This is a genomic window from Novosphingobium sp. BL-S-24, assembly GCF_055521575.1.
This window is the reverse complement of record NZ_CM145487.1, coordinates 749,073-770,532: the sequence shown is the minus strand read 5'-3', so window position 1 is coordinate 770,532 and position 21,460 is coordinate 749,073. Positions and strand designations below refer to the sequence as shown.

Annotated in this window: 20 protein-coding genes and 1 pseudogene; 10 read left to right on the top strand and 11 right to left on the bottom strand. The window is 61.3% G+C overall.

Annotated elements, in window-relative coordinates:
* Window positions 1-38: 38 nt before the first annotated feature.
* Complete coding sequence (locus ACZ1JM_RS03470) at window positions 39-893, top strand: TauD/TfdA dioxygenase family protein (RefSeq protein ID WP_465131743.1); 855 nt, start codon at window positions 39-41, stop codon at window positions 891-893.
* A 2-nt stretch (window positions 894-895) separates the two neighbouring features.
* Window positions 896-1,684, top strand: coding sequence for an SDR family oxidoreductase (locus ACZ1JM_RS03465; protein ID WP_465131742.1), 789 nt, complete (start codon window positions 896-898; stop codon window positions 1,682-1,684).
* Between the two features lie 32 nt (window positions 1,685-1,716).
* Here ACZ1JM_RS03465 and ACZ1JM_RS03460 read toward each other — a convergent pair whose 3' ends face one another.
* The gene (locus ACZ1JM_RS03460; protein WP_465131741.1) at window positions 1,717-3,003 is read right to left on the bottom strand and encodes an MFS transporter; all 1,287 of its coding nucleotides are present in this window, start codon (window positions 3,001-3,003) and stop codon (window positions 1,717-1,719) included.
* Between the two features lie 254 nt (window positions 3,004-3,257).
* Between ACZ1JM_RS03460 and ACZ1JM_RS03455 the strand changes: the two genes are divergently transcribed.
* Window positions 3,258-4,340: a helix-turn-helix transcriptional regulator gene (locus ACZ1JM_RS03455; protein WP_465131740.1), complete on the top strand. Its 1,083-nt coding sequence runs from the start codon at window positions 3,258-3,260 to the stop codon at window positions 4,338-4,340.
* 16 nt (window positions 4,341-4,356) lie between these two features.
* On the opposite strand, the gene ACZ1JM_RS03450 is transcribed toward ACZ1JM_RS03455, so the two are convergent.
* Window positions 4,357-6,102 carry an N-acyl-D-amino-acid deacylase family protein gene (locus tag ACZ1JM_RS03450; RefSeq protein WP_465131739.1) on the bottom strand — a complete coding sequence of 582 codons (1,746 nt, stop codon included), beginning with the start codon at window positions 6,100-6,102 and terminating at the stop codon, window positions 4,357-4,359.
* A 293-nt stretch (window positions 6,103-6,395) separates the two neighbouring features.
* Here ACZ1JM_RS03450 and ACZ1JM_RS03445 point away from each other — a divergent pair.
* The 3 genes and pseudogenes from ACZ1JM_RS03445 (at window position 6,396) to ACZ1JM_RS03435 (ending at window position 9,904) form a co-directional block, all read left to right on the top strand.
* Window positions 6,396-7,457 (top strand): annotated as a pseudogene (locus ACZ1JM_RS03445) (NAD(P)-dependent alcohol dehydrogenase).
* Window positions 7,458-7,607: 150 nt separating this feature from the next.
* A complete protein-coding gene (locus tag ACZ1JM_RS03440) occupies window positions 7,608-8,729 on the top strand; it encodes an acyl-CoA dehydrogenase family protein (RefSeq protein ID WP_465131738.1) in 1,122 nt (373 codons plus the stop codon).
* Window positions 8,726-9,904, top strand: coding sequence for an acyl-CoA dehydrogenase family protein (locus ACZ1JM_RS03435; RefSeq protein ID WP_465131737.1), 1,179 nt, complete (start codon window positions 8,726-8,728; stop codon window positions 9,902-9,904). Before ACZ1JM_RS03440 ends, ACZ1JM_RS03435 begins: the two co-directional genes overlap by 4 nt.
* On the opposite strand, the gene ACZ1JM_RS03430 is transcribed toward ACZ1JM_RS03435, so the two are convergent.
* A complete protein-coding gene (locus ACZ1JM_RS03430; RefSeq protein WP_465132570.1) occupies window positions 9,905-10,444 on the bottom strand; it encodes an alpha/beta fold hydrolase in 540 nt (179 codons plus the stop codon).
* 15 nt (window positions 10,445-10,459) lie between these two features.
* Window positions 10,460-10,720: an alpha/beta fold hydrolase gene (locus tag ACZ1JM_RS03425; RefSeq protein WP_465131736.1), complete on the bottom strand. Its 261-nt coding sequence runs from the start codon at window positions 10,718-10,720 to the stop codon at window positions 10,460-10,462.
* A gap of 276 nt (window positions 10,721-10,996) precedes the next feature.
* Between ACZ1JM_RS03425 and ACZ1JM_RS03420 the strand changes: the two genes are divergently transcribed.
* Window positions 10,997-11,839, top strand: coding sequence for an SDR family NAD(P)-dependent oxidoreductase (locus ACZ1JM_RS03420; protein WP_465131735.1), 843 nt, complete (start codon window positions 10,997-10,999; stop codon window positions 11,837-11,839).
* 132 nt (window positions 11,840-11,971) lie between these two features.
* On the opposite strand, the gene ACZ1JM_RS03415 is transcribed toward ACZ1JM_RS03420, so the two are convergent.
* Entirely contained in the window at window positions 11,972-12,844 is an 873-nt protein-coding gene (locus ACZ1JM_RS03415) for an SDR family NAD(P)-dependent oxidoreductase (protein WP_465131734.1), read from the bottom strand.
* Between the two features lie 36 nt (window positions 12,845-12,880).
* On the bottom strand, window positions 12,881-13,873 hold the full coding sequence (locus ACZ1JM_RS03410) for a phytanoyl-CoA dioxygenase family protein (protein WP_465131733.1): 993 nt from the start codon (window positions 13,871-13,873) through the stop codon (window positions 12,881-12,883).
* A 94-nt stretch (window positions 13,874-13,967) separates the two neighbouring features.
* On the opposite strand from ACZ1JM_RS03410, the gene ACZ1JM_RS03405 reads away from it, so the two are divergent.
* Window positions 13,968-14,639 carry a helix-turn-helix domain-containing protein gene (locus tag ACZ1JM_RS03405; RefSeq protein WP_465131732.1) on the top strand — a complete coding sequence of 224 codons (672 nt, stop codon included), beginning with the start codon at window positions 13,968-13,970 and terminating at the stop codon, window positions 14,637-14,639.
* A gap of 157 nt (window positions 14,640-14,796) precedes the next feature.
* Window positions 14,797-15,552, top strand: coding sequence for a VOC family protein (locus ACZ1JM_RS03400; RefSeq protein WP_465131731.1), 756 nt, complete (start codon window positions 14,797-14,799; stop codon window positions 15,550-15,552).
* A gap of 16 nt (window positions 15,553-15,568) precedes the next feature.
* Here ACZ1JM_RS03400 and ACZ1JM_RS03395 read toward each other — a convergent pair whose 3' ends face one another.
* Genes ACZ1JM_RS03395 through ACZ1JM_RS03375 form a run of 5 tightly spaced genes read right to left on the bottom strand, consistent with a single transcriptional unit; the run spans window position 15,569 to window position 20,421 of the window.
* On the bottom strand, window positions 15,569-16,726 hold the full coding sequence (locus tag ACZ1JM_RS03395) for a sulfotransferase family protein (RefSeq protein ID WP_465131730.1): 1,158 nt from the start codon (window positions 16,724-16,726) through the stop codon (window positions 15,569-15,571).
* A 22-nt stretch (window positions 16,727-16,748) separates the two neighbouring features.
* The gene (locus ACZ1JM_RS03390; RefSeq protein WP_465131729.1) at window positions 16,749-17,522 is read right to left on the bottom strand and encodes an SDR family NAD(P)-dependent oxidoreductase; all 774 of its coding nucleotides are present in this window, start codon (window positions 17,520-17,522) and stop codon (window positions 16,749-16,751) included.
* Window positions 17,519-18,289, bottom strand: coding sequence for an SDR family NAD(P)-dependent oxidoreductase (locus tag ACZ1JM_RS03385; protein WP_465131728.1), 771 nt, complete (start codon window positions 18,287-18,289; stop codon window positions 17,519-17,521). Before ACZ1JM_RS03385 ends, ACZ1JM_RS03390 begins: the two co-directional genes overlap by 4 nt.
* A 10-nt stretch (window positions 18,290-18,299) precedes the next feature.
* Window positions 18,300-19,124 carry an SDR family NAD(P)-dependent oxidoreductase gene (locus ACZ1JM_RS03380; protein WP_465131727.1) on the bottom strand — a complete coding sequence of 275 codons (825 nt, stop codon included), beginning with the start codon at window positions 19,122-19,124 and terminating at the stop codon, window positions 18,300-18,302.
* Between the two features lie 19 nt (window positions 19,125-19,143).
* Entirely contained in the window at window positions 19,144-20,421 is a 1,278-nt protein-coding gene (locus ACZ1JM_RS03375; protein WP_465131726.1) for a hypothetical protein, read from the bottom strand.
* Between the two features lie 166 nt (window positions 20,422-20,587).
* Here ACZ1JM_RS03375 and ACZ1JM_RS03370 point away from each other — a divergent pair, with 166 nt between their 5' ends.
* On the top strand, window positions 20,588-21,349 hold the full coding sequence (locus ACZ1JM_RS03370) for a MarR family winged helix-turn-helix transcriptional regulator (RefSeq protein WP_465131725.1): 762 nt from the start codon (window positions 20,588-20,590) through the stop codon (window positions 21,347-21,349).
* Window positions 21,350-21,460 lie beyond the last annotated feature (111 nt).

Genomic DNA, 21,460 nt, shown 5'->3' with positions numbered 1-21,460 from the left:
GTTGCCCATCAGCTGGGCGACCAAATGCGGAGAGGATAATGGACGTTCGCAAGCTTTCGGGCCCATTTGGCGCCGAACTGTCAAAGATCGATGTAAGCCATGCGGACGATGCTACGATCGGCCGACTCGTCGATCTTTTGTACGAAAATCAGATCCTCGTGATCAGGGGGCAGTCGCTCAGCGACGCCGAATACGTCCGTTTCGGCTATCATTGGGGTAAGCCGCTGCACTTCTTCGTGGCTTCGCGAACGCGAGACGACTTTCCTGAACTGATCAAACAGGACAATGCCGCCAGCACGCCGGTCAATCTGCGCGACGGTGCAGGACACTGGCACTCTGACAGCACTTATGAGGAAGTGCCCGCCAGCATCACGATGCTTTATGGCGTCGAGGCGCCGGAACAAGGCGGCGAGACGCTGATCGCGAATACGGCCTTGGCCTATGACGCTCTCTCTGACGCGATGAAGGCGCGGATCGAAGGCCTGGTCGGCCTGCATTGCTTGAGCGGCGCCGACCCGCTTGATGGAGAGAATTTCGTCTATGTGCCCGAGGAGATCGCGCGCATGGGAATCCAACGCCATCGCGTCGTAATGCCTCATCCGGTGACGGGCAGGAAGGCGCTGTTCCTGTCAGGATCGGCGTTCGGGATCGAGGGTATGGACAAGATGGAAGCTCGCGCGCTTATAGCCGAGTTGCGCACCCATGCGACGAAACCGGAATTCACGACGCGCTACAAGGTCGTTCCTGGCGACATTATCCTTTGGGACAATTTCGCCACGATGCACCGGGCGACGCCGATCGAATATTCCGATGAGGATGGCAAGCGGCGGCTCCTTTACCGCATCAGCACGAAGGGGCTGCCGCAAACCGTCGGCGTGCGGGTGGCGGCATAGCGATGTGGTCGGCGCAGACCGCGGCAGGCGCTGCGGCGACGCTGTTCCGTCTTGATGGAAGGATCGCCCTGGTTACCGGGGCATCCCGCGGACTGGGCCTGGAAATGGCCGCCATTCTCGCCTCAGCGGGCGCGACGGTGCTGGTCAACAGCAGGGATGTGGCAAAGGCCGAGCGGATTGCGGAGGAATTCACGACGGCGGGGCTGAGTGCAGAGGCGCTATCGTTCGATCCGTTGGATGACGCGGCGATCGGTTCAGCGATGGCAAGGGTGCAGGAGCGGCACGGACGCCTCGACGTTCTGGTCGCCAACGCGGCCGCGCGAATGCGGCGTCCGCTTGAAGATATTTCGCCGCAAGACTTTCAGGCGTTGATCGATACCAACCTGTCCGCCGTCTATTCGCTGTGCTGGCATGCCATGCGCTTGCTGAAGACGGAGCGGGGCGGCAAGATCATCCTCGTCAGCTCCATCAGCGCGGGGCGCGCGCCGCCGAACGATCTCGCTTATGCTACCTCTAAGGGCGGCATCGAGGCCCTGATGCGGGCCCTCGCGGTGGAAGCCGGGCGACAGGGTGTTACTTGTAACGCGATCTCACCCGGGCCCTTCCTGACCGAGGTAAATCAGGCGATCGCCACCGATATGGCCGAGGCAACCGCACGCAAGGTGCCGCTCGGACGCTTCGGTCAGCCCCATGAACTGGCCGGAACCGCGTTGTACCTTGCGTCGGATGCTTCCTCGTTCCTCAACGGTCACGCCATCGTGGTCGATGGCGGTTTGACCGCGGCGCTCTGACCGGGGCCGTGACGACCAGGCCTGCGTGTGGATCAGGCGGGCTCCTCGCGCGGATAGCTGCCCATGCCCAGCACCGCCATCATGCCTGCAAAGAATGACCCGATGCATAGCGAGAGGCCAAGAATATGAGAGCCGGATGCTTCATGCATGTGTGTCATCAAGTTGATGTACACGGGGACGAGGATAGCGATCACCATTACGGCTATGCCGAAGATGGTGGAGAAGTTTTTCAGTCCGAGATATCGCGCGATCAGAAAGGCGACCACCTGGATTTGCGCGCCTTGGGCGACGCCAAGCAAGATCGTACCCGACAGCGCATTGGCAGGAGCGAGCGTGGCCGGCATGATCATGAGGCAACCGGCGATGCCGGCGATCATCCCGGCACTGGTGACCAGCGGTGCCCACAGCCGGTCGACAAGAACGCCACCGGCCAGACCGCTGAAAAGGGCAGCCCCTCCCATGGCGCCGATAAGCGTCGCAGCGGTCATCGGCTCGATACCTTTGTCGATCAGTATCGGCTGGAACGTCTGGAGCAGAGCGATGCACGGCGCATAGCCAAACCCGGCGGCAGCGCAGAGCATCAGAACCTTGGGATTGCGCACGAGCGACCGGATAGTGGCTGGCGACGTGTGAACTGGAGTGGGCCCTTCCGCCATAGACCCTATGGTCTGCCCTTTCGGCAGGGAAAAGTAACAAAGTGGAAGCGCGATCAGGAGCACCAGAGCCGCAAGAGTCATGAATCCCATGCGCCAGCCATGATCGTCGATGACGAGATAGAGGACCGGCGGCATGGCGGTGGCCGCGATCGCCCCGCCCGAGCGCGTGATCGCCAGGGCCATTCCGCGCGACTTCACGAACGTCTGGCTGACTGCCCGGTTCAGGCTCATGCCGCCACCCGGTGTGCCGACGATCATAGTCAGCAGATAGCAGATATAAAAGGTTGGCAGCGATCCCCACATAAGTCCAAGCGCGACATAGCCGAGCCCCAGGAGCAATGCGCTGATGGTGGCAGCGAAGCGCGCACCCTTCTGGTCGATGATCCGCCCGATCATCGGACTCAGCAGGGAAACGATGATGCTGGAGTTGAACGCGAAGGCAAACTGACTTCTGGTCCAGCCGAACTCTGCCTGCATGGGTTCGATGAACAGGCTGGAGGTGCTCGCCCAAAGGGATATGCCGATGCTGCCGATCAGGAATATCGCCGCTCCCCGTTTCCAGTTCGCGCGCCATTCCGCTGCCACTTCGGCGCGAGTGGGCTGGGCAGGGTGGGAAGCCGGGAAAGTTTCATGTCCGGCGAGGGCACGGAGACGCGCGTTCACCGGGTGACGTCCTCATCTGTGATGGCCACGTTGCTATACGCCGGCGCTCGGCCTGCCGACAACAGAAACATAAGCATATCGTATTCTCTCCCAAACGATTATACTGAGGCTATGCCTGCCTTATTTCGTTTGTGTAACAGACTGGATGATCAAGTAAAAAGCGTGAACTGCTTAAATGTCACCAGATGTGTCGACGTTTCTTGTGACACCTGTGGCTTAGTCTTCACTCAATGAACAACGATACATCCAAAGACATGATGGCTCTGATATACGGCGCATCGCTGCACCCTGATGGGTGGCGCCCCTTTTTGGACGCCTTCTACAATCATTTGTCAGCTTATATGGCTGTGATGGTCTTCCGGCACCGACCTTACGACTCGCTGACCCTGATGGTGAAGGACGGTGGAGATGGCGAAGCGGATTTCAGTCGAACTTATGCGAAGGTCGCCGCAACCAATCCGATTGATTACGAAGCCATGGAAAGCGGCAAGCTCTATGCGCTCCAAGACTTCGTGCCGCACGGCGATCTGAGCGCTTCGCCATTTTTCTCCGAACATCTCGAACCGGCGGGCAAAAGCCATCTCGAACTTATTGCGATTGGACCCGCAGACGGGTTTCGCGCTCATCTGGTCTGGTTGCGCGACGATGCAAGGGGGCCGCTTGACGCGCAGGAGAGGGCCTGGGTGAAGTCCCTGGTGCCGCATCTGGAACGCGGCATGGCGATCTATGGTGGCTGGAAGCTGTCCCAATTGGCAAGCGACATATCCAGACATGCGCTCGATCAGCTGGCCTTCGGTGCGGTAGCCGTCAACCGGGAAAGCCGTATCCTGTTCTGCAACCGTGTTGCCGACGAGCTGATCGAGAAGAGTGAGGATCTCAGCAGCGTCAACGGCCGGTTGATCTTTCGCCGGAGGGATCATGCCCAAACCATCAGGACGCTCGCGACGAGCGTGGAACCCGCCGCGGAGGATGCCGTACTTCGCCTGCGATATGGCGAGGAGGTCATCGGGGTCCTTGCGCGGCGAGTTGCGGACGGGAAGCTGGACAGCGCCGTCACGACCGCCCGCGTGGTCGTTTACCTCCACGCCTTGACGGAGATCGTGCGCCCATCTTCTTCGCTGTTGTGCAAGCTTTTCGGTCTTGCGCCGTCCGAAGCGATGCTGGCGATTTTGCTGAGCGAAGGTGCGACGCTGCGCGAGGCCGCGCGGGAACTGGGCATTACCGAAAATAGCGCCCGAACCTACAGCAAGCGCATTTTCATGAAGACCGGCGTTCGCAGACAAGCCGATCTCGTCCGCCTGATCCTGCGCAGCGTCGCAATGTTCGGTGAGGACTGACGCTCCCGCCGTTCCGTCACGCGGCGACGGCAACGGTTTCGCCACGTGCGAAGCGCTGGAGCCGTCCGGGTAGAGCCCCAGTCGCCTCGCCTTCGCGATAGGTGACTTCACCCGACACGATGGTGGCGACATAGCCTTGAGCCTTCTGAGTCAGCCTTCGGCCACCGGCGGGAAGATCGCAGACCGGCATCGGCGCGTGCAGTTTCAGGCGCGGCAGGTCGATCACGTTTACATCCGCCTTGTATCCTGGCTTGAGCAGGCCGCGATCTCCCAGGCCGATCGCAACCGCGGGCTCCCGCGTCAATATCTTGACGGCCTGCTGGATGGGCAGTCGATAAGCCGGTGTCGCCTCGTTCAGCCAATACGTCAGCAGATAAGTGGTGAACGCCGCATCGCAGATCATGCCGTAATGCGCACCGCCATCGCCCAGGCCGATAATCGTGTGCTCATGGCGCAGCATATCGCGACCTACGCTTTCGAAACGGGGCTCGTTCTTGAGATTACCGAGAGGACGATAGATGATTTCGTGTCCCTGACGGGCGAGGAGCGCGTCGTAGATCACTTCCATGACATCCCGGCCTTTCGCGCGGGCGCGGGCCCCCAGGCTTTCCTCGGGCAGCGGATTGTAGTTCGGCGGATCGCCCAACACGAACAACATGTCCTTCTCGCTGATGATATAGATGAAGAACTCATGCGGATGTTGCGCATGCTCCGAGATGATCTTCGCGCGCAAATCGGGGTCTCGCATGCGCTCTACCCGCTCAGCCAATGGAAGATGAGCGATGGCCTTGTAGCTGGGATTGAAAACGAACGGGTGCAGCGAGAGATCGAGGCCAAGCAGAGCGCCCGTGGGTCGCGGCAACACTTGCCCACGTATCTCCAGTCCTTGCGCATGCGCCTCTTCCATCGCGTGTAGCGTATCGCGCCATGCTCCTGGCTGATCCGGCATCTGCGCGAACGTGAAGGACAGCGGGCGCCCCGCGGCTTGTGCGATCTCGCGGAATGCCTGGAACTGTTCGTCCGCAGGAACGAGGTGATTGCCGAGCATCTGGAACACGCCCATTCCCGCATCGCGCAGGCCACCGGCCAGCGCCAGAAGTTCGTCTACCTCGGTCCGTACCGACGGTGCGAACTCACCGGTGAGATACCGGTGAGCAGGACTGTGCGAGGTCGAGACGCCCAGAGCGCCGGCGCGGATCGCCTGCTCCGTCAGGTGACGCATCTGCGTCAGATCGGCGTCGGTAGGCGGTTGCCGTTCGGAACCGCGTTCCCCCATGACGAACACTCTGAGCGGCGAATGGGGAAGCTGCGTAGCAAAATCGATATCGGTGTGCCTCTCCTCCAGCGCATCCATATACTGCGGGAAGGTCTCCCAATTCCAAGGCAGCCCCTCGGCCATGACGATCCCTGGTATGTCTTCCACACCCTCCATCAGGGAAATCATGCGCTGGCGATCGTTTGGGCGGCATGGAGCGAAACCGACACCGCAATTGCCCATGAGGACGGTGGTGACACCATGGTCTGATGACGGTGCGAGGGTGTTTTCCCATGTGACTTGGCCGTCATAATGAGTGTGCACGTCGATAAAGCCCGGGGTGACGATGCAGCCCGTCGCGTCCACCTCTTGGGCGCCTTTCGCGACAATATTGCCGACTGCCGCGATCACGCCTCCGCGGATACCAAGATCGGCGGCATAAGGTTCGCCGCCGCTTCCATCGACGATCGTTCCATTGCGGATCACGAGATCGAATGCCTGGGTCATCGGATTAGCTCCTCCTCTATTTTGGCGGGCGGCTAGTGCATTGGGCGGTTCCAGGCTTGAGCCGCATCTGGCGCCGAACTCATGAGGAGTCGCATTCACCCTTGCGAACGTGCGGCATCCTCTCCCTTATGTTTTGCCATCCGCCCGATCCACCCCGAGCGCCGGGTCTTTAAACGATGAATAAAGCAACGAGCAGATGTGCGTAATTCCCGTTTGGTAACTACCCACACCCGGCAGTTGCGGGAAGAAAGCGCGAGCCGTTACCTGGCGAGCCATATTTTCGGGAGTGGAAAATGCCGAACGCGATTGCCTATGCCGCTCATTCGCCCGAGCATTTCGCACCATTCCAGTTCGAACGGCGTGAGACCAGCGAGTACGATGTCCGGATCGAAATCTCTACTGCGGCATCTGCCATTCCGACGTGCATTTTGCTAAAAACGACTGGAAGATGGCGTTGTACCCCTGTGTTCCGGGGCACGAAATTGTCGGTCGGGTGACGGAAGCGGGCAGCGGTGTCACGAAGTTTCACGTGGGCGAACTGGTCGGCATCGGCTGCATCGTTGACAGCTGCCGGACATGCCCGTCCTGCCATGAGCATATCGAGCAATATTGCGACCTGGGCATGATCAGCACTTATGGCAGTATCGATCCGCATACGGCACGCCCACCTATGGCGGCTATTCGGTCATATCGTCGTCGATGAAAATTACGTAATCCGTGTGACGCATGACGAGGCGGATATTGCCGCCGTGGCGCCGCTGCTGTGCGCGGGAATCACGCTGTATTCGCCGTTGAGCCACTGGCAGGCAGGGCCGGGCAAGACCGTTGGCATCGTCGGTATCGGCGGACTGGGCCATGTCGGTATAAAGCTCGCTCATGCCATGGGGGCGCACACCGTTGCTTTCACGAAGTCTCCGGGCAAGGCCGAAGAAGCGCGAGCGCTCGGTGCCGACGAAGTGTTGATCACCACCGACCCCGAAGCCGTCTCCGCAACTCATGCCGGGCGGTTCGATCTTATTCTAAATACGGTTTAGGCGGCGCAGAACCTGGTAATGTATGCCAATCTGCTGAAGCGTGACGGGACGCTCGTCCTGCTGGGCGCGGGAACCGAAGCGCATACCTGGCCGGCCTCGATGATGCTATCCTACAAGCGGCGCAGCCTTGCCGGCTCCATGATCGGGGGTATCGCGGAGACCCAGGAGATGCTCGATTTCTGTGCCGAGCATGGTATCGTCGCCGATATCGAGATGATCGGCGTGAGCGATATAGAAGAAGCGTATGACCGCATTCTGGCGAGCAACGTCAAATACCGCTTTGTCATCGACATGAAGACGCTCGCTCCCGTCGTCACCTAAACCTGATTGGCGATCAAAGAAAATCGAATGGATTTTCAAAAACAGGCGTGGCGCTTCTTGACAGTGTCGTCTGGCTGGGGAAAGGGCGACTGTCTGTTGCGGGGACGTTGATCAACGATCTCGCGCACGTTGATAAGGAACGTCTTTCCCATGGGCGACACCATCACCGCGGATGCGGTCGGATTTGACGAAGCGGATCTCGAAGCGATCCGGGAGAGCATCGCCTCCGTACTTTCCGAAGAATGTGGCAGCATTGCGCTGCATGCCTATGTGGACGGGAAATCGAACCTCTCCGACACGTTGGAGAGCCAGGCCCGTGATCTTGGCTGGGTGTCGATCGGCCTGACCGAAGAGCAGGGCGGCTTCGGCCTCGGCGCGCACGGCGTGCAGCTTCTGCACAAACAGCTTGGATCGGTGGTGGCGCCTGGCGGCTTCCTCGCCAACGGTGTCGCCGCACAGGTGCTTGCGGAGCATGCGAGCGGCGATGCCGCTTCAACGGCGTGGTTGGAGCGGCTCGTTTCAGGTGAGGTCCAGGCCGCGATCCCTGCCATCCTCGATGATAAGATCGTGCGTGCGCCCAGCGGCGCGATCAGCGGACGCACGACGCTGCTCGGTTCGCCCGAGGCAGCGATCGCACTCATCGCGGTGGGCCAAGCCGAAATGGCCTTGATCGATTTGTCCGGCGTGACGCTAACGCCGCTCGATTTCTGGGACCGTACCCGCAACCTTTCCGCCGTGGACCTTGATGGCGTCGAACCGATCGCCTGGCTTGGCGCCGGGGATGCCGCGAGCCGTGCCTTTGCTCGCGCATTTGCCTTGGCGGTGGCTGCTGATTGCATCGGCCTGGCACAGGGGATCGCCGACAAGACCATCGCCTACATGAAGGAACGCGTGCAATTCGGTCGTCCGATCGGCTCGTTCCAGGCGCTTAAGCACCGTGCGGTCGATCTCATCGCGCGGATCGGGATCGCCGAACATACATTGGGCCAAGCGGTCGAAGTTGCCCACGTTGGCGATGCGACGGCGGACATGTGGGCGCGGCTTGCCAAGGCGGCCGCGAGCGAGGCGGCAGTGTTCGTCGCGGGTGATTGCGTACAGTTGCATGGCGGTGTGGGCTTCACCTGGGAGTACGATGTTCATCTTTACCTGAAGCGCGCGCGTCTCAACGAAATGCTCGTGGCCAACAATCTGACCCTGCGCGACCTGGCGGCGGCAGATCTGGCTGCGGCCACGCGGGCGGGCATGAGCACATTGGAGTTGCCGGCGCTATGATCATCGACCTCAAGGACGATCTGCCTGCCTTTCGCCAGGCCTTGCGTGACTGGCTTGCGGAAACCGTTCCTGCCGGTTGGAGCGAACGCGTCAATCAGGGCACGGACGAAGATTATATCGAACTCCAGAAATGGTGGATGGCGGAGCGTGCGAAGCAAGGCCTCGCCGTGCCGCATTGGCCGATCGAATATGGCGGGGTAGGCCTGAGCCTCACGGCACAGGTCATCCTGGCCGACGAGGTCGCGAAGGCCGCCGCGCCCCGCCTCGACCTGTTCGTTGTTTCGCTCAATCACATTCCTGGCACGTTGATTCCTTTCGGCACGCCGGAACAGAAGGCGAAATATCTTCCCGAGATTCCGCGCGGTACGATCTGGTGCCAAGGCTTTTCGGAGCCGGGCGCGGGATCTGACCTCGCGTCGCTGCGGTGCAAGGCGGAACGCGATGGAGATCATTACGTGGTCAATGGCCAGAAGATCTGGTCGTCCTATTCGCAATTCGCCAAGCACTGCATCTTGCTGGTTCGGACCGAGACCGGGCCAGTGAAACAGGCAGGTATTACGTTCCTGATCATGGACATGGATACTCCGGGGCTGGAGGTGCGACCGATCAAGCAATTGAACGGACAGGCCGAGTTCGGCGAGCTGTTCATGACCGACGTGCGTATTCCCGTCGCCCATCGGGTCGGTGAGGAAAATGAGGGCTGGAAGGTCACTCAGGCGACGCTGGCTTCCGAGCGCGGAGTGCTGTGGTTCGATTGGGCGGAGAGGCGGCGTTACAGTGTCGAGCGCTTCTATCGGGAAGCGCTGGAGAGCGGCGCGGAGTGGCTGCAAGACGACCTGCTCCGCCGTGAGTTCATGACTTTGTTCGCCGAACACCAGGCCGGAAGGCGGCTAATCCGCAAGCTGCTTCACGAAAATGACGGTCACGGCGGCGGCGCTGCGATGACATCGGCCTTCGTGAAGCTGCACGACACAGTGATCCGTCAGCGGATTGCCGACTTGCTGGTCCGTATCGACCGGTTGGCCGGGCAGCAGTTCGTTACCGTACGCGATGAAAGCGTCTTGCACGGCATGCACGATTTCATCTCTGCCTATGGCGCGACCATCTCCGGTGGCACCAACGAAATCATGCGAAACATCATCGCCGAGCGTGGCCTGGGTCTGCCCAAGGGTTGATCAGGCCCGCGCGGCGCGCAGGCGGGATTCCTGGAAGAAGGCGATTGCGCGCAGATGATAGGCGCGCGCCACGTGGTGTACCCTGATGTTATGGCCGCTGTCAATTTGAAGGCTGATCACAAGGCGCGGGCAGGCGAGCAGGGCGGCGCGGATCTGGTCAAGCATCTCGATGCCGCCGACCGACGAGCGTTCCTGGTCCGCGATCGTCCATTGTACCGGCACGCTGTTCCGCGGCAGCAGCGGCGGCAAGTCGTCTGGCGTGCGAAACGCCTCAGCCATCTCCGTGGGCGGAACCGCGTTGCGATTGTCCACCGCCATGGCGTGAGCGGGATCATAACTGCCCTTTTGCCCATAGAACATCATCCGCCTTCCGGCTTCGTCGATGTCCGGAAACTGCCCGAAGAAGTGGCTGATTATGCCATCCATCGGCGGCGCATAGCGAAGCGGCACGCCGGATACGTAGATGCCCGTCAGCCGTTCGGCCTGCGGGAGAGCGGCCATTCGCAATGATATGATCCCGCCCATTGAATGGCCGATCAGAAAGGCTGGCCGGTCCTACGCTAGTTCTTCGATGAGTGCGAAAAGCAGGTCGGCCTGATCGGTGAGCGAGTAGCCCTTGGGCTCCTTACCGGCGGACCCTGCGTAGCCTGGACGGTCGATGCCCAGCACCTCATAGCCAAGTTGCGCACCCAGGATGATCATTGACCCATGGCCATACCCCCCATCGGCATGCCAATAGCGTGCGTCATAGCCACCGCCATGCACCGCGAAGATGAAGCCGTTGCGGTTGCCGACGCCAGCGCGAATGCCAGCCATACGATGTCCGCTGACGTTAATTTCGAAAGACTCGACCATGCCTTATACGGGCGGGTAAAGTCGTTGTCGGCAAGGCAGCCGAAGTACCAAGACTGAGCTGCCGAGCAGAAGGCAGCACGCATAGTGGTAAGATGCAGAAAAGGGCCGTCAGATGCGTGGAAGTTCCTGCATATGCTGATCGGCTCTTCCTTCGCTCTGCGCTTATATGCATATTGTAAATGACCGAAATAGTATCTGGATAAGCGGCGTCAATGCCGTGCCTTGGGAGAGAAGAGCATGCAGAACCTAGCTGGGAAGACGGCCGTCATCACAGGTGGTGCGACCGGCATCGGCAAGGCATTGGCGCTTGCGTTGGCGGAAGAAGGAATGCGGCTGGTCATCTCGTCCACCAACGAGGCGCGGCTTCAGGCCGCGGCGGAGGAAATCGCCGCGTCCGGCGCGACCGTGCTGGCGATCCCGTGCGACGTCGCCGATCGGCAGGCGGTTCGCACGCTTGCGGCGCGGGTACAATCCGAGTTTGGCGGTACCGAACTGCTGATCGCCAATGCCGGCGTGACTACAGCCGGAACCTATCTCGATCATCGCGACAGCGACTGGGATTGGGTGATCGACGTTGTGCTGAGAGGCGTCACCAACTGCATTCAGGCCTTTTACCCGGCGATGGCGGAGCGCAAGTCGGGCCACATTGTCCTGACCGGATCTCAAACCGCCTATTGTCCCGACTGGGTCTTGGGCCATGGCCCTTATATTCCCATGAAAGGCGCTGTTCACGCGCTTGCTGTCGCGCTCCGGCCCGAGGCGGTCCGGCATGGCGTTGCGGTTTCCTTGCTAGTCCCAGGCGGAACCGAGACGGCCATGTTGGCCGATGGCGAGCGGAGCCGCCCATCGCATCACGGTGCCGCCCTTGGCGGCGATTTTGTCATGCGGGATGATGCGCCCCCACCTTCACTCGATCACCCGTTTGTACTGTCACCTGAAGAAGTCGCGGCGCGGGCTGTTGCCGGCATCAAGGGGAACCGTCCGATCATCGTCACGCATGCGGGTATGAAGCCGCTGGTCGAGGAGTACTTCGCACGCATTCTCAAGGCCTATGATGAGGCAGCGGAATTTACCGGCTGATCGACTGCCCGTCCGCGTGTTGCGTGCTTACACGCTGCCTAAAGTGTCGTTGCTTAGCAGCCGGACCAGTACCTCTCACAAGGCTTGGTCTCTTGGTTGCTCGTTGGTCTTCCATCGCGTGTGCCATGACAATCAGCCACTCGCGCCTTGAACGATAAGGTCATGGCCGGCCATGGGACCGATCGCCGTCACGCCGCCGTCAACCGGCAGCAGCACGCCTGTGATGAACCGCGCCGCGTCGCTCGCTAGGAACAGGGCGGCTTCGGCGATATCCCACGCATCACCCTCCTGACCGAGCGGACCGACGTGTCGGCGCGCAGCGCGCAGATCGTCCGTGAGCATCGCTCCGACATGCGGCGTGTAGATGTGCCCCGGTGCGATGACATTGGCCCGCACCCCGTCGCGGCCATGCATAAGCGCGGTTTCGCGCGTGAAGGCGATCAGTGCGGCCTTCGATGGTCCATAGGCTGCGCCACCATAGGCCTGCATCCCCGCGATCGAGGCTATGTTCACGATTGCGCCGCCGCCTGCCGCCTTCATCGCGGGAAGCACGAACCCGCTCAGCGCCACGGCGCTTCCAAGATTGATCTCGATTATCCGCGACCATTCCGCCATGTCGATACCAATCAGCGAACGGGGCGAACGGCTGACGCCAACATTGTTGACCAGGATGGAAGGTGGTCCGAACGCCTCGATCGCGCGGTCGACGATCCTGCGGCAATCCTGCGCGGCGCTCACATCGCCGACTGCGGCCACGGCTTTTCCACCGGCGGCGCGGATCGTCTGGGCGACCTCTTCCGCGCGATCACCGTCGATATCCGCCAAGACGACGTTGGCGCCTTCAGCGGCGAACAACTGGCCGATCGAACGACCGATGCCACCTTCCGGCGCCCCGCCGCCGGTCACGATGGCGATTTTACCGGCTAGCCGGGCCAAATGGTGCTTTGGTTTGGGCAACATGCTATCCTCAGGCAGGCAGAGCGAGGCGCCCCGGCCAATGTTCATCAGGGCGCTAAGTGCGCCGACACCTCGTAAAATTGGTCAATGCATGGGCCGAACCGCGGATGCTCTGCCGTCCTCATGGGCAATGATCACGGGCTTGCCGAGCTGATAGTAGGTGGCGATGTCATCGCCGGAGAGCTTCTGGCCCATATGGTTGCGAACATACGTGTCGGGCTCAATCGCCAGGCTATGCACGCCAAACGGGTCGCGAGCCTCGACCCGATCCGGCGTGATCGACACGATCTCGCCGACGATGGGACATTTGTCGCCACGGGCCATGATCCGATGGTCCATGGAAAGTCGGAAGCGATCGGACACATTGGTGATGCCTGTATGGGGCGTCCACAGGTTCATCAACAGCACGTCACCCGCACGATAAGTGGCACGCCGCCACCGATCGTCGGGAATATCCTCGGGCTGGATTATGGTGTGTGATCCGTCCTGACCGGTGGCATGGCGATTGATCTTCTCGGTCAGCCCTTCGGCCAACATCAGCCCGCCTACATCCTCATCGATCTCGGCAAGCGGGATCCAACAAATCCGAAACGGGATTCCAGGGCTGTACGGCCCATCCTGGTGAATGCCGTCGATGCGCGAGCCGCTCTTGTCTGCCTTAGGCGGCGTGGCCCGGTACTCGGCGATCGGCACCCAAAATGGATCGTCCTGGAAAAGCCGCTTGAAGAAATCGTTGATGGCCTCGTCCTGCGCGAAGGCGCGCCAAGGCTCCTGAGCGGCCAGCGTTTCCATGCGAAACGGAAAGTCATCCAAGCTGTTGCCGTTGTAAACGACGCTGCGCTCGGTGGAAGCGTCACCTACCGCGTCGATGACATTCAGACGTTCGAGCTCGCGGGTGTATTCGGCGCGCAGTCTACCCACGGCATCCTTGTCCAGAACGTCACGGAAAAACCAGTATCCATCGCGATCCCACGCTTCGTTGAGGGCGTCGAGATCTCCGATGAGATAGTTATGTGTCTTCAGTTCCTGCGTCACGATCGCTTTCGCGGGACGCTCGGCAACAGTCAGGCTGGCCATGTCACTCTCCGTTCGCTTTAGTTACCACTATCACAGCACCGTACTACCACCCAGGCAAGCTGTGTCCTGACCATTTGACAGGGGTAAATTCAACATGGCCACAATCCTCGTGGTCGCTTCTGCAGGCACCTATGTCGCCAGCCTCGGGGCTATGACGGACGCGGTCGCGCGCATGGTTCAGGCCTATCAGTCCAGCGAGGGTCTGCGATCCTATAGCCAGCCCCATACTGCTCTCATGCTTGCGTCCATGCGGCAGGCGCCGGGGAGCATGGCCGTGAGCGGCACAACCTTCACTGAAGAAACCGATGCCGACGGACCGTTGCTGGCGGCCAGGATGCTGGCGCATGTGCTGACGCCTGCGGTCACCAGCAATCCCGCAAGCGGAGCAACAAACAAACTTATCGAAGGTGCGGTGTCCCAGGATCCCCTTGTCGTGCAAGCCAGGGCCTGGCTGCATGATCATTTCGCGCAAAATGTGCGCATCGTGGATCTCGCAAAGCGTCTGGAGGTCAGCCACCAGACATTGATCCGCCGGTTTCGCGCTTCCGGCGAGCCCGCACCGCAGGCTTATCTACAGCGAGTAAGATTGACAGCCGCCAGTTCGATGCTGGCGGAAACGCGCCGTCCGGTCGGCGAGATCGCGCAACTGGTTGGAGATGTCGACGTGGCGTCTTTCCGACGCAAGTTCCAGGCTCTGTTCGGCGTCACGACGATCGCATTTCGCCGCGCGCGGCAGTCCGTCCGCCGGATCGCCCTTCCAACTTAGATGGTAGAAGCGCATCCGCTGCTTGATACATCGTCTCTGATCTGGAACAGGGCGGGCGACTTCATCCTGTAGCGGGACCTCTATGTTGCCAGTTCTCACCCACTCGATCATACAGACCGCCGTCGTCACCCGTTCGCGCGCGGAAGGTGTCGCGCGCATGGCCGACCTATTCGCCGCGGTTCCGATCGACCTGCCGGGAGGGCCAGAGGAGGGCAAGGAGAACGGCACCGTCTTCGCCTTTAACAACCGCACCAACATGGAGGTTCTCGATCCGTTGGACGAGAATCACACGCGCCATCGTTTCCTGACGCGCAGCGGGCCGGGGGCCTACATGCTAAGCTGCTCGTTGCAGAACGAGGATTGGCAGAGTGTGAGCGAGAGCTTGCGGGCTTCCGGCGTTCGCACGGTGGTCGAGGGGCCATTTGGCGTAAAGCATCTGTATCGATGGCACTTGCATCCAAAGGATGCGGGCGGCCTGCTGATCCTCACGAGCATCATGTCGGACCGGGAAGACAATATCGATTGGGCAGGTCCGCACTATGCAGAGGATATCGCCTTCAACACGCGTTATGTCGACGAGATATGCGGCTTCGCGGCGCGGACGGCAGATCCAGAAGAGGAACATCGTGCATTCGGCAACGTGGGGTTCGCAATGACGTCTTTAGGCGATGGTGCGATGGGTTGGCGCGGAGAGACCGGGAACGTGCTCGAACTCTGGCCAAAAAACGCGTGGGAAGGCGAACCGGTCGAGAAACGGCGCGATTATGCCGTCGTCATGAAGGCATCGGATCGCGACGGCCTGGTGCGCCGCATGCGGCATGTCGGCCTTTCAATCTTGCCGGAGACGGTTGGCGGCAGACTCTTGACCAGTATCGATCCCGTGCTTGGCGTCCGCTTCGCGATCGAGGCCTGAGAGCCGCCGAGCGTCGTCAGGCGGTCAGGGGCGCTGGCTCCACCAGACCGCTGTCGAAATAGCGCTCGAACTGTTTGCGCACGTCTTGCGTGGTGGCGCCGAAGCGCTCCAGATCGTTGGAGAGGCGACCATGGCGGCTGGCACTATGTTGCGGCGCTTCCAGCCAGGCGGTCATCGCCGTTTCATGCGCCAGCGAGACCCGCGCGCCGAGTTGGTCATAGATGTCGGCAATAGCGGCGCGAGGCTCGCGATTGAGGCGGTTAAAGGGAATGTGGATGATGCGGCCGTCCTGGTTGGCCGGATGTGACAGCGCGGCATCTACGCCGCGCGCCGAATTCTTCACCAGATAACGGTAAATTTCGTTGAGGCTGCGCGGGTCGTGCACGCGCCGAGTCACGGCGACGATCGCGCACATCGACGCCAATTGCTCGACCGGATCGCGATGCGGCCAGACCAGGCACGCGTCGGGATACGTATCGAGCAGCAGATCGAGATGTTCGACATGCGTTACGCCCTTAAGCACCCAGCGGTGCTTGGGCGCACGCCATTGCAGATGCTGCATGAACTCATGATGCGCGCGATACGCCGGCCCGCAATCGGCCGTAGCAAGCCAGTCATCATAGGCCGGAAGGTGAAAGAAGGCTGGGAAATAGCCGCTGATGAGCGACATCTGCATGATGTCCTCGCACTCGACGGCGGCTTCGCCAGCTTCGTCCCAATAAGGATGCACCTTCAATATGTCGGGCGTAGCGGCGACGAAGGCCTCAACAGCCTGGGCCGAGAGAAGCTTTCGCCGAGCTTGTTCGGCGGCATCCGGTGCCGGGGGGGAGGGGGTCTGAAGTTCCCAAGTCTTTGGCGCGCGATTGTCCGGATCGGTCGTCATCAATGCATGAAGCAGCGAGGTGCCTGAGCGGGGCATGCCGATGATGATGATGGGACGTTCGATCCGCTCATCCGTGATGCCGGGATTGGCGGCACGATCGGCCTGCAGTTGCAGACGCTTGTCGATTTGACCGGTCAGCAATCCGGCGAGGGCGGCGCTCGCTTCATCTGGCAGTTTATCTGCCGCAGCGCGCAGCACGCCCAAGGCCGTGATGCTGCCCGGTTCCAACATCGCCATCGCCGCCTTTTCATCCAGCGACGCCCAACCCGCCGATGCCCCATGACCGAACATTGTAACTCTCCCCTATTATCGTTTAGGTCGCGGCCCAACCGCCGTCGACTGGCACCGTCAGCCCAGTCACGCCGCTCGAGCGTTCCGATGCGGCCCACAGCACTGCTTCCGCCGTCTCCGAGGGATTGATCATGCGGCCGATCGGCTGCGTCGCCTTCGCCATGGCGTTTCGTTGCTCTTCCGAAAAGGCTTCCATTATCCCTTGCGTGGCGGTGAGGCCTGGTGCGATAACGTTGACGCGCACACCTTCCGCCGCATAGGCGACGGCTGCATATTCGGTCAGCCGTATCACGCCAGCCTTCGCTGCGACATAGGAAGGGCATGAGCCATCGCTCCAACGCATTGCCGCTAGCGACGCCACGTTAACGATCGCGCCTTTACCCTGAGCGCGCATGGGAACCAGTTCGTGCTTCAGGCACAGGAAGCAGGATGTCAGGTTCAGCGTCACCGTCCGGTTCCAGGCGTCTAGATCGCTGTCATGGATGCGCGTCGTCGGCAAATCGCCGGCGCCATAGCCGCCAACATTGTTGATCGCGATGTCCAGTCGTCCGGTCGGTTCCTGCGCGGAGGCGATCAATCGCTCGACAGAGGCTTCGTCGGTGACGTCACAGGGCAGGAAGCGGACCTTTCCCCCGGCTTCGCGCAATTCGACCGCGAGCGACCCCCCGTCAGTTTCATTGAGATCGCAGAACAGCACCTGCGCGCCGCGTCCGACAAGCTTGCGCGTGATCGCTTGTCCGATACCGGATGCTCCACCAGTGACGAGCGCCGAACGGCCGGCGAACTCCTCCGTCACGCCGCCGGCTCCAGCCGCGTTTCGACGACGGGTGTCGTGAGGTAATTGCCGCCATCCGCAAAGATCATGCTGCCGGTCAACCAGACGGTATCCTCGGACGCTAGAAAGACTGCGGCCCCGCCGATGTCCTTCACCGGATCGCCGAGCCGTCCCATGGCGACTTTCGACACGCGAAAGTCGACGGCATCCGGGTTGCGCTGGCGGTAGGCCTCCATGCCGGGGGTGGCCGCCAGTGGCACCAGTGTGTTCACTCTGACCTGATCGTGGCCCCATTGCATCGCCAGAGCGCGTGCGAGACCGCGCTTCGCATGATGCACGACCGGCCGCTCGCCCCAGCCCCCTTCCGAATAAAGACCCGCCGCAGAGAACAGGAAGATCACCGATCCTCCGCGTGCCGCAAGTGCGGATTCCGCTGCCTGCGCGACGGCCAGTGCACGTGCCGTGTCATCCTTCTGCCCAGCCAGCAGTTCATCGATGCTGATCTTGCTGACCGGTTTCCAGTCGGCTTCGTCGGGAATGTCCCCGCCGCCGATGACCAGAATGTCCAATGGCCCGCCGCCAAGCGCGTCGGTGACGGTGGCGCGTGCCGTCTCAGGCTCCCGGTCTGATAGAGGCGCGGTCGTCGCGCCCGTCGGGGTGTCGGCGAGCGCCTCGGCTTCGTCGACGATGGTGACGACCGCGCCTTCCTGCAGGAAGCGTGCCGCGATGCCGAGGGTGATAGGGTCCGCGCCGAAGATCAGCGCTGTCTTGTTGGTCAGACGGTTCATCTCGCGATCCTCAATTCTTCGCCTGAAAATCGACGTCCAGCATTTCGTCGGTTCCGGCGTAGCTGCGCCGAAGGTAGAGATGGCCGCCGCCACCATCGAACGTCTGGCCGGTGATGTAGCGCGCCTCTTCGGTAACCAGACCGAGCGCCAGTGCGCCAAGGTCGGTTTCGGGATCGCCCGCGCGCCCCAACGCATTTTCCCGCATCACTTGCGCTGCGTGCTCGGGATAGGCCTTCACGTAGTTGTCCCACCCAGCGGACTTCGAGAAGGGGGCGACGATGTTCACGTTGATGTTGTAGCGGCCCCACTCGTGTGCAGCGCTGCGAGTCAGCGCCTCGAGCGCGGCCTTGTTGCCGTTGTAGTCACTCGCGAAATGCGGCGCCGTGCTGGCCCAGTTCGATGTGGTGTTGATGATGCTGCCTCCACCCTGATCCCGCATGGTGGGGAAGGCGCGCTGCATCGCCCATTTGGATGCGAAATAACCCGATTCGAAGGAGTGGCGGTGGTGCTCGTCGGGCTTGTCGACAAGGGGGACCATCGGCGGGATACCTTGCGCGTTGTTGACGAGCGCGTCGAGCCTGCCGAAATCCCGGATGGCGCGGTCGATCACCGCTTCCATCTCTTCCTTCACGCTGATATCCGCCTGGACGAAGTGTACTTCGCCGCCCGCCGCCATGGTGCGCAGCGCCGCCTGCACTTCGGAGCCCTTGTCCGCCGAGCGCGCATTGAAGACGAGCGTCGCCCCTTCCTTGACGAAGGCGCGCGCGGTGCCATAGCCGATGCCGGAGGTGGCGCCGGTCACTACCGCGACTTTCCCGTTGAGCCTGCCGGCCATATCATCCGCTCTCTGATGCTTAGACGCCGATCAGGCGCCTGTTGTAGGACTGCCGCCGCGCCTCTATCTGCCGCGCGCGTTCTGCGCTGGTGACCGAACCGATATCCGCGCCGAGCAGCCGGTCGAGGTCGGCAAGCTTCACGTGCTGCGCCGCGCTGGACGCCGTGAGATCCCCGGGTGGGAGCGCCTGCCAGCGCTGCAGGATGATCGAGCCGGGAAGGCCCGCAAGATCGACCCAGTTGGTGACGCCCGGATCGCGGTGCGAGAAGACGTACGTCGCCACGCCATCGGATCCCAGAACGACCTGTCCGGGATTGAAGCAGCTAGAACGGTCACCCGCTTCGATCGTACGATAATACATGTCGTGCGCGACGATCGAGTGATAGCGGGCGCCGCCAGGATTGATGCGAACGACCATGCAGTCGTCCTCGCCCAGCCGGAAAGCCCCGAACGACCCGGCTTGCGTCACCAGCCCGCCGACATAGCCGGACCGAAAGGCGGGGGTCAGGTCGTTGGTCGGAGACTGGCAGGTCCGCTGATACCAGTAATAAAGCGGGACATGATCGAACATCTCTTCCGCAGCGAGCGCGGCCATCTGTTCGATCGTAAGCGGGTCGCGTCCCGGCGGGGTCACCCGCTCGATGCGCAGGCGGTTCGCCCGCTCCTTGGCCCAGTCTGCCAACGTGTCGCGAATGAACAAGAAGCAGGTGCCGGGCTGGGTCTGCAGATGGTTCGCGCGCCCGTCCGCCGGCTGATCGTCGACGGTTATGATGAAGTGCCCATCCGAGCCCACCACCAGTTCATGGTTCTCGATCGTCGCCACGGTCTTGGTGCAACCATAGTTGGCTACCAGTGTGTAGCTGACGTTCGTCGGGCTGTCCGTTTCCACCTTCCCATGCAAGCGGTACTCCGCGCCATGCTCTATACCGATAAAGCGGTAGACATTGTCGGGATTGTCGCCGCCGATCCTCGATCCCGGAACCGCCCGGCCAAAGCAGTCATGCGCTGGCAGGAAGATCTGCGCGATGCGCGGATAGGCGGCATCGCTAACGGCGGCCTTCAATATGTAGTTGAAGGCATATTCGTCCATCGCCGAATCGAACATGGCCTGAGCGCCCGCATCCCAATCCGGCTGCATCGCGGCACGCCAATAATGGGACGAGCGTTCAGTCGACGCACGAACCATGGGGTGATCTCGCAATTCCATGGCCCAGCGTTCGACCTGTTGCTGGTCGGTGGTCATGGCGGCGTTCTGCGCAGATAAAAAATAGCCGGTATCGGTCAGATCAGAAGCCATATTCTAGCCCTCTCCTCGTCAGCACGGTTTCGCGTGTCGTATCGGATGAACTATGCCGGGCTTAGTACTGGTGTCAATTTGTGAGAAAAATGCGTGTCAATTGGTGAACGATCGTTCAAATACCCAAACGTAGCAAGTCGCAGATCGTCGAAGGACTTCAGCAGTCATGACATTGAGCAGCAATGCAGCGATGGTGAAGCTTCGGCCCTATGTGGGAGAGCATGGCGTCGTTCCGTCCCTTTCCGCGCTGGCAAAGCTATGGGGGTATGCCAGCAAGGCTTCGGCCGCGCAAGTCGTCGCCACGCTGGTAACGGAAGATGTGCTCCTTCGTGCGCCTAACGGGAGACTCCGTCCCGGCCCGCGGTTTCTGGCCGATGTCTCGCGAAGCGCGGAACGGCATGACCGGATCGTGACGGAGTGGAAGCATCGGTGGACTGCCGATGGTCTGGCGGAAGCCTACGATCTTTCGACGCGCATCACCCGGTTGGCCCAGGCGATCGATGACAGTGCGCGCCGGACCGCCGCGTGCAACGGCCTTACGGTGGGCGAGCTGCTCGTGCTCGATGTCCTGTATCGCATGGGGCCACCGTTTCGCTGCACGCCGACGACGCTCAAACACCATTTCGCGCTATCACTGCCCGGCGTCGCGAAGCGGATTCATTCTCTGCAGCGCAAGAGGCTGATCGATCGCGTGCCATCGGACTCGGATCGCCGCAGCCTTCTGGTGCAGCTGAACCAGCGTGGTCGGGAAAAGCTCGAGACGGCCGCGCAAACCGACATGCAGGCGCCACACATTCAGTGGGTGTTGGGGATGGGCTCCGCAGCGCGTACCGATTTGATCGCCACGGTGCGTCACGCTCTGGCGGAAATCGAGACGCGTCGCACGCGTGGACAAAGCAGCCGCGAAAGTGTGACGAAATTTGAATAGCTATTTGATTCTCGTCGAGCCCTATGCCAGCGAGATCTGCAGACAAAGAGTAAGCGAGAGGCTGTGATCAGAGAATCCGTGCAACCATACGGCAGACGAACCCTGGGATCA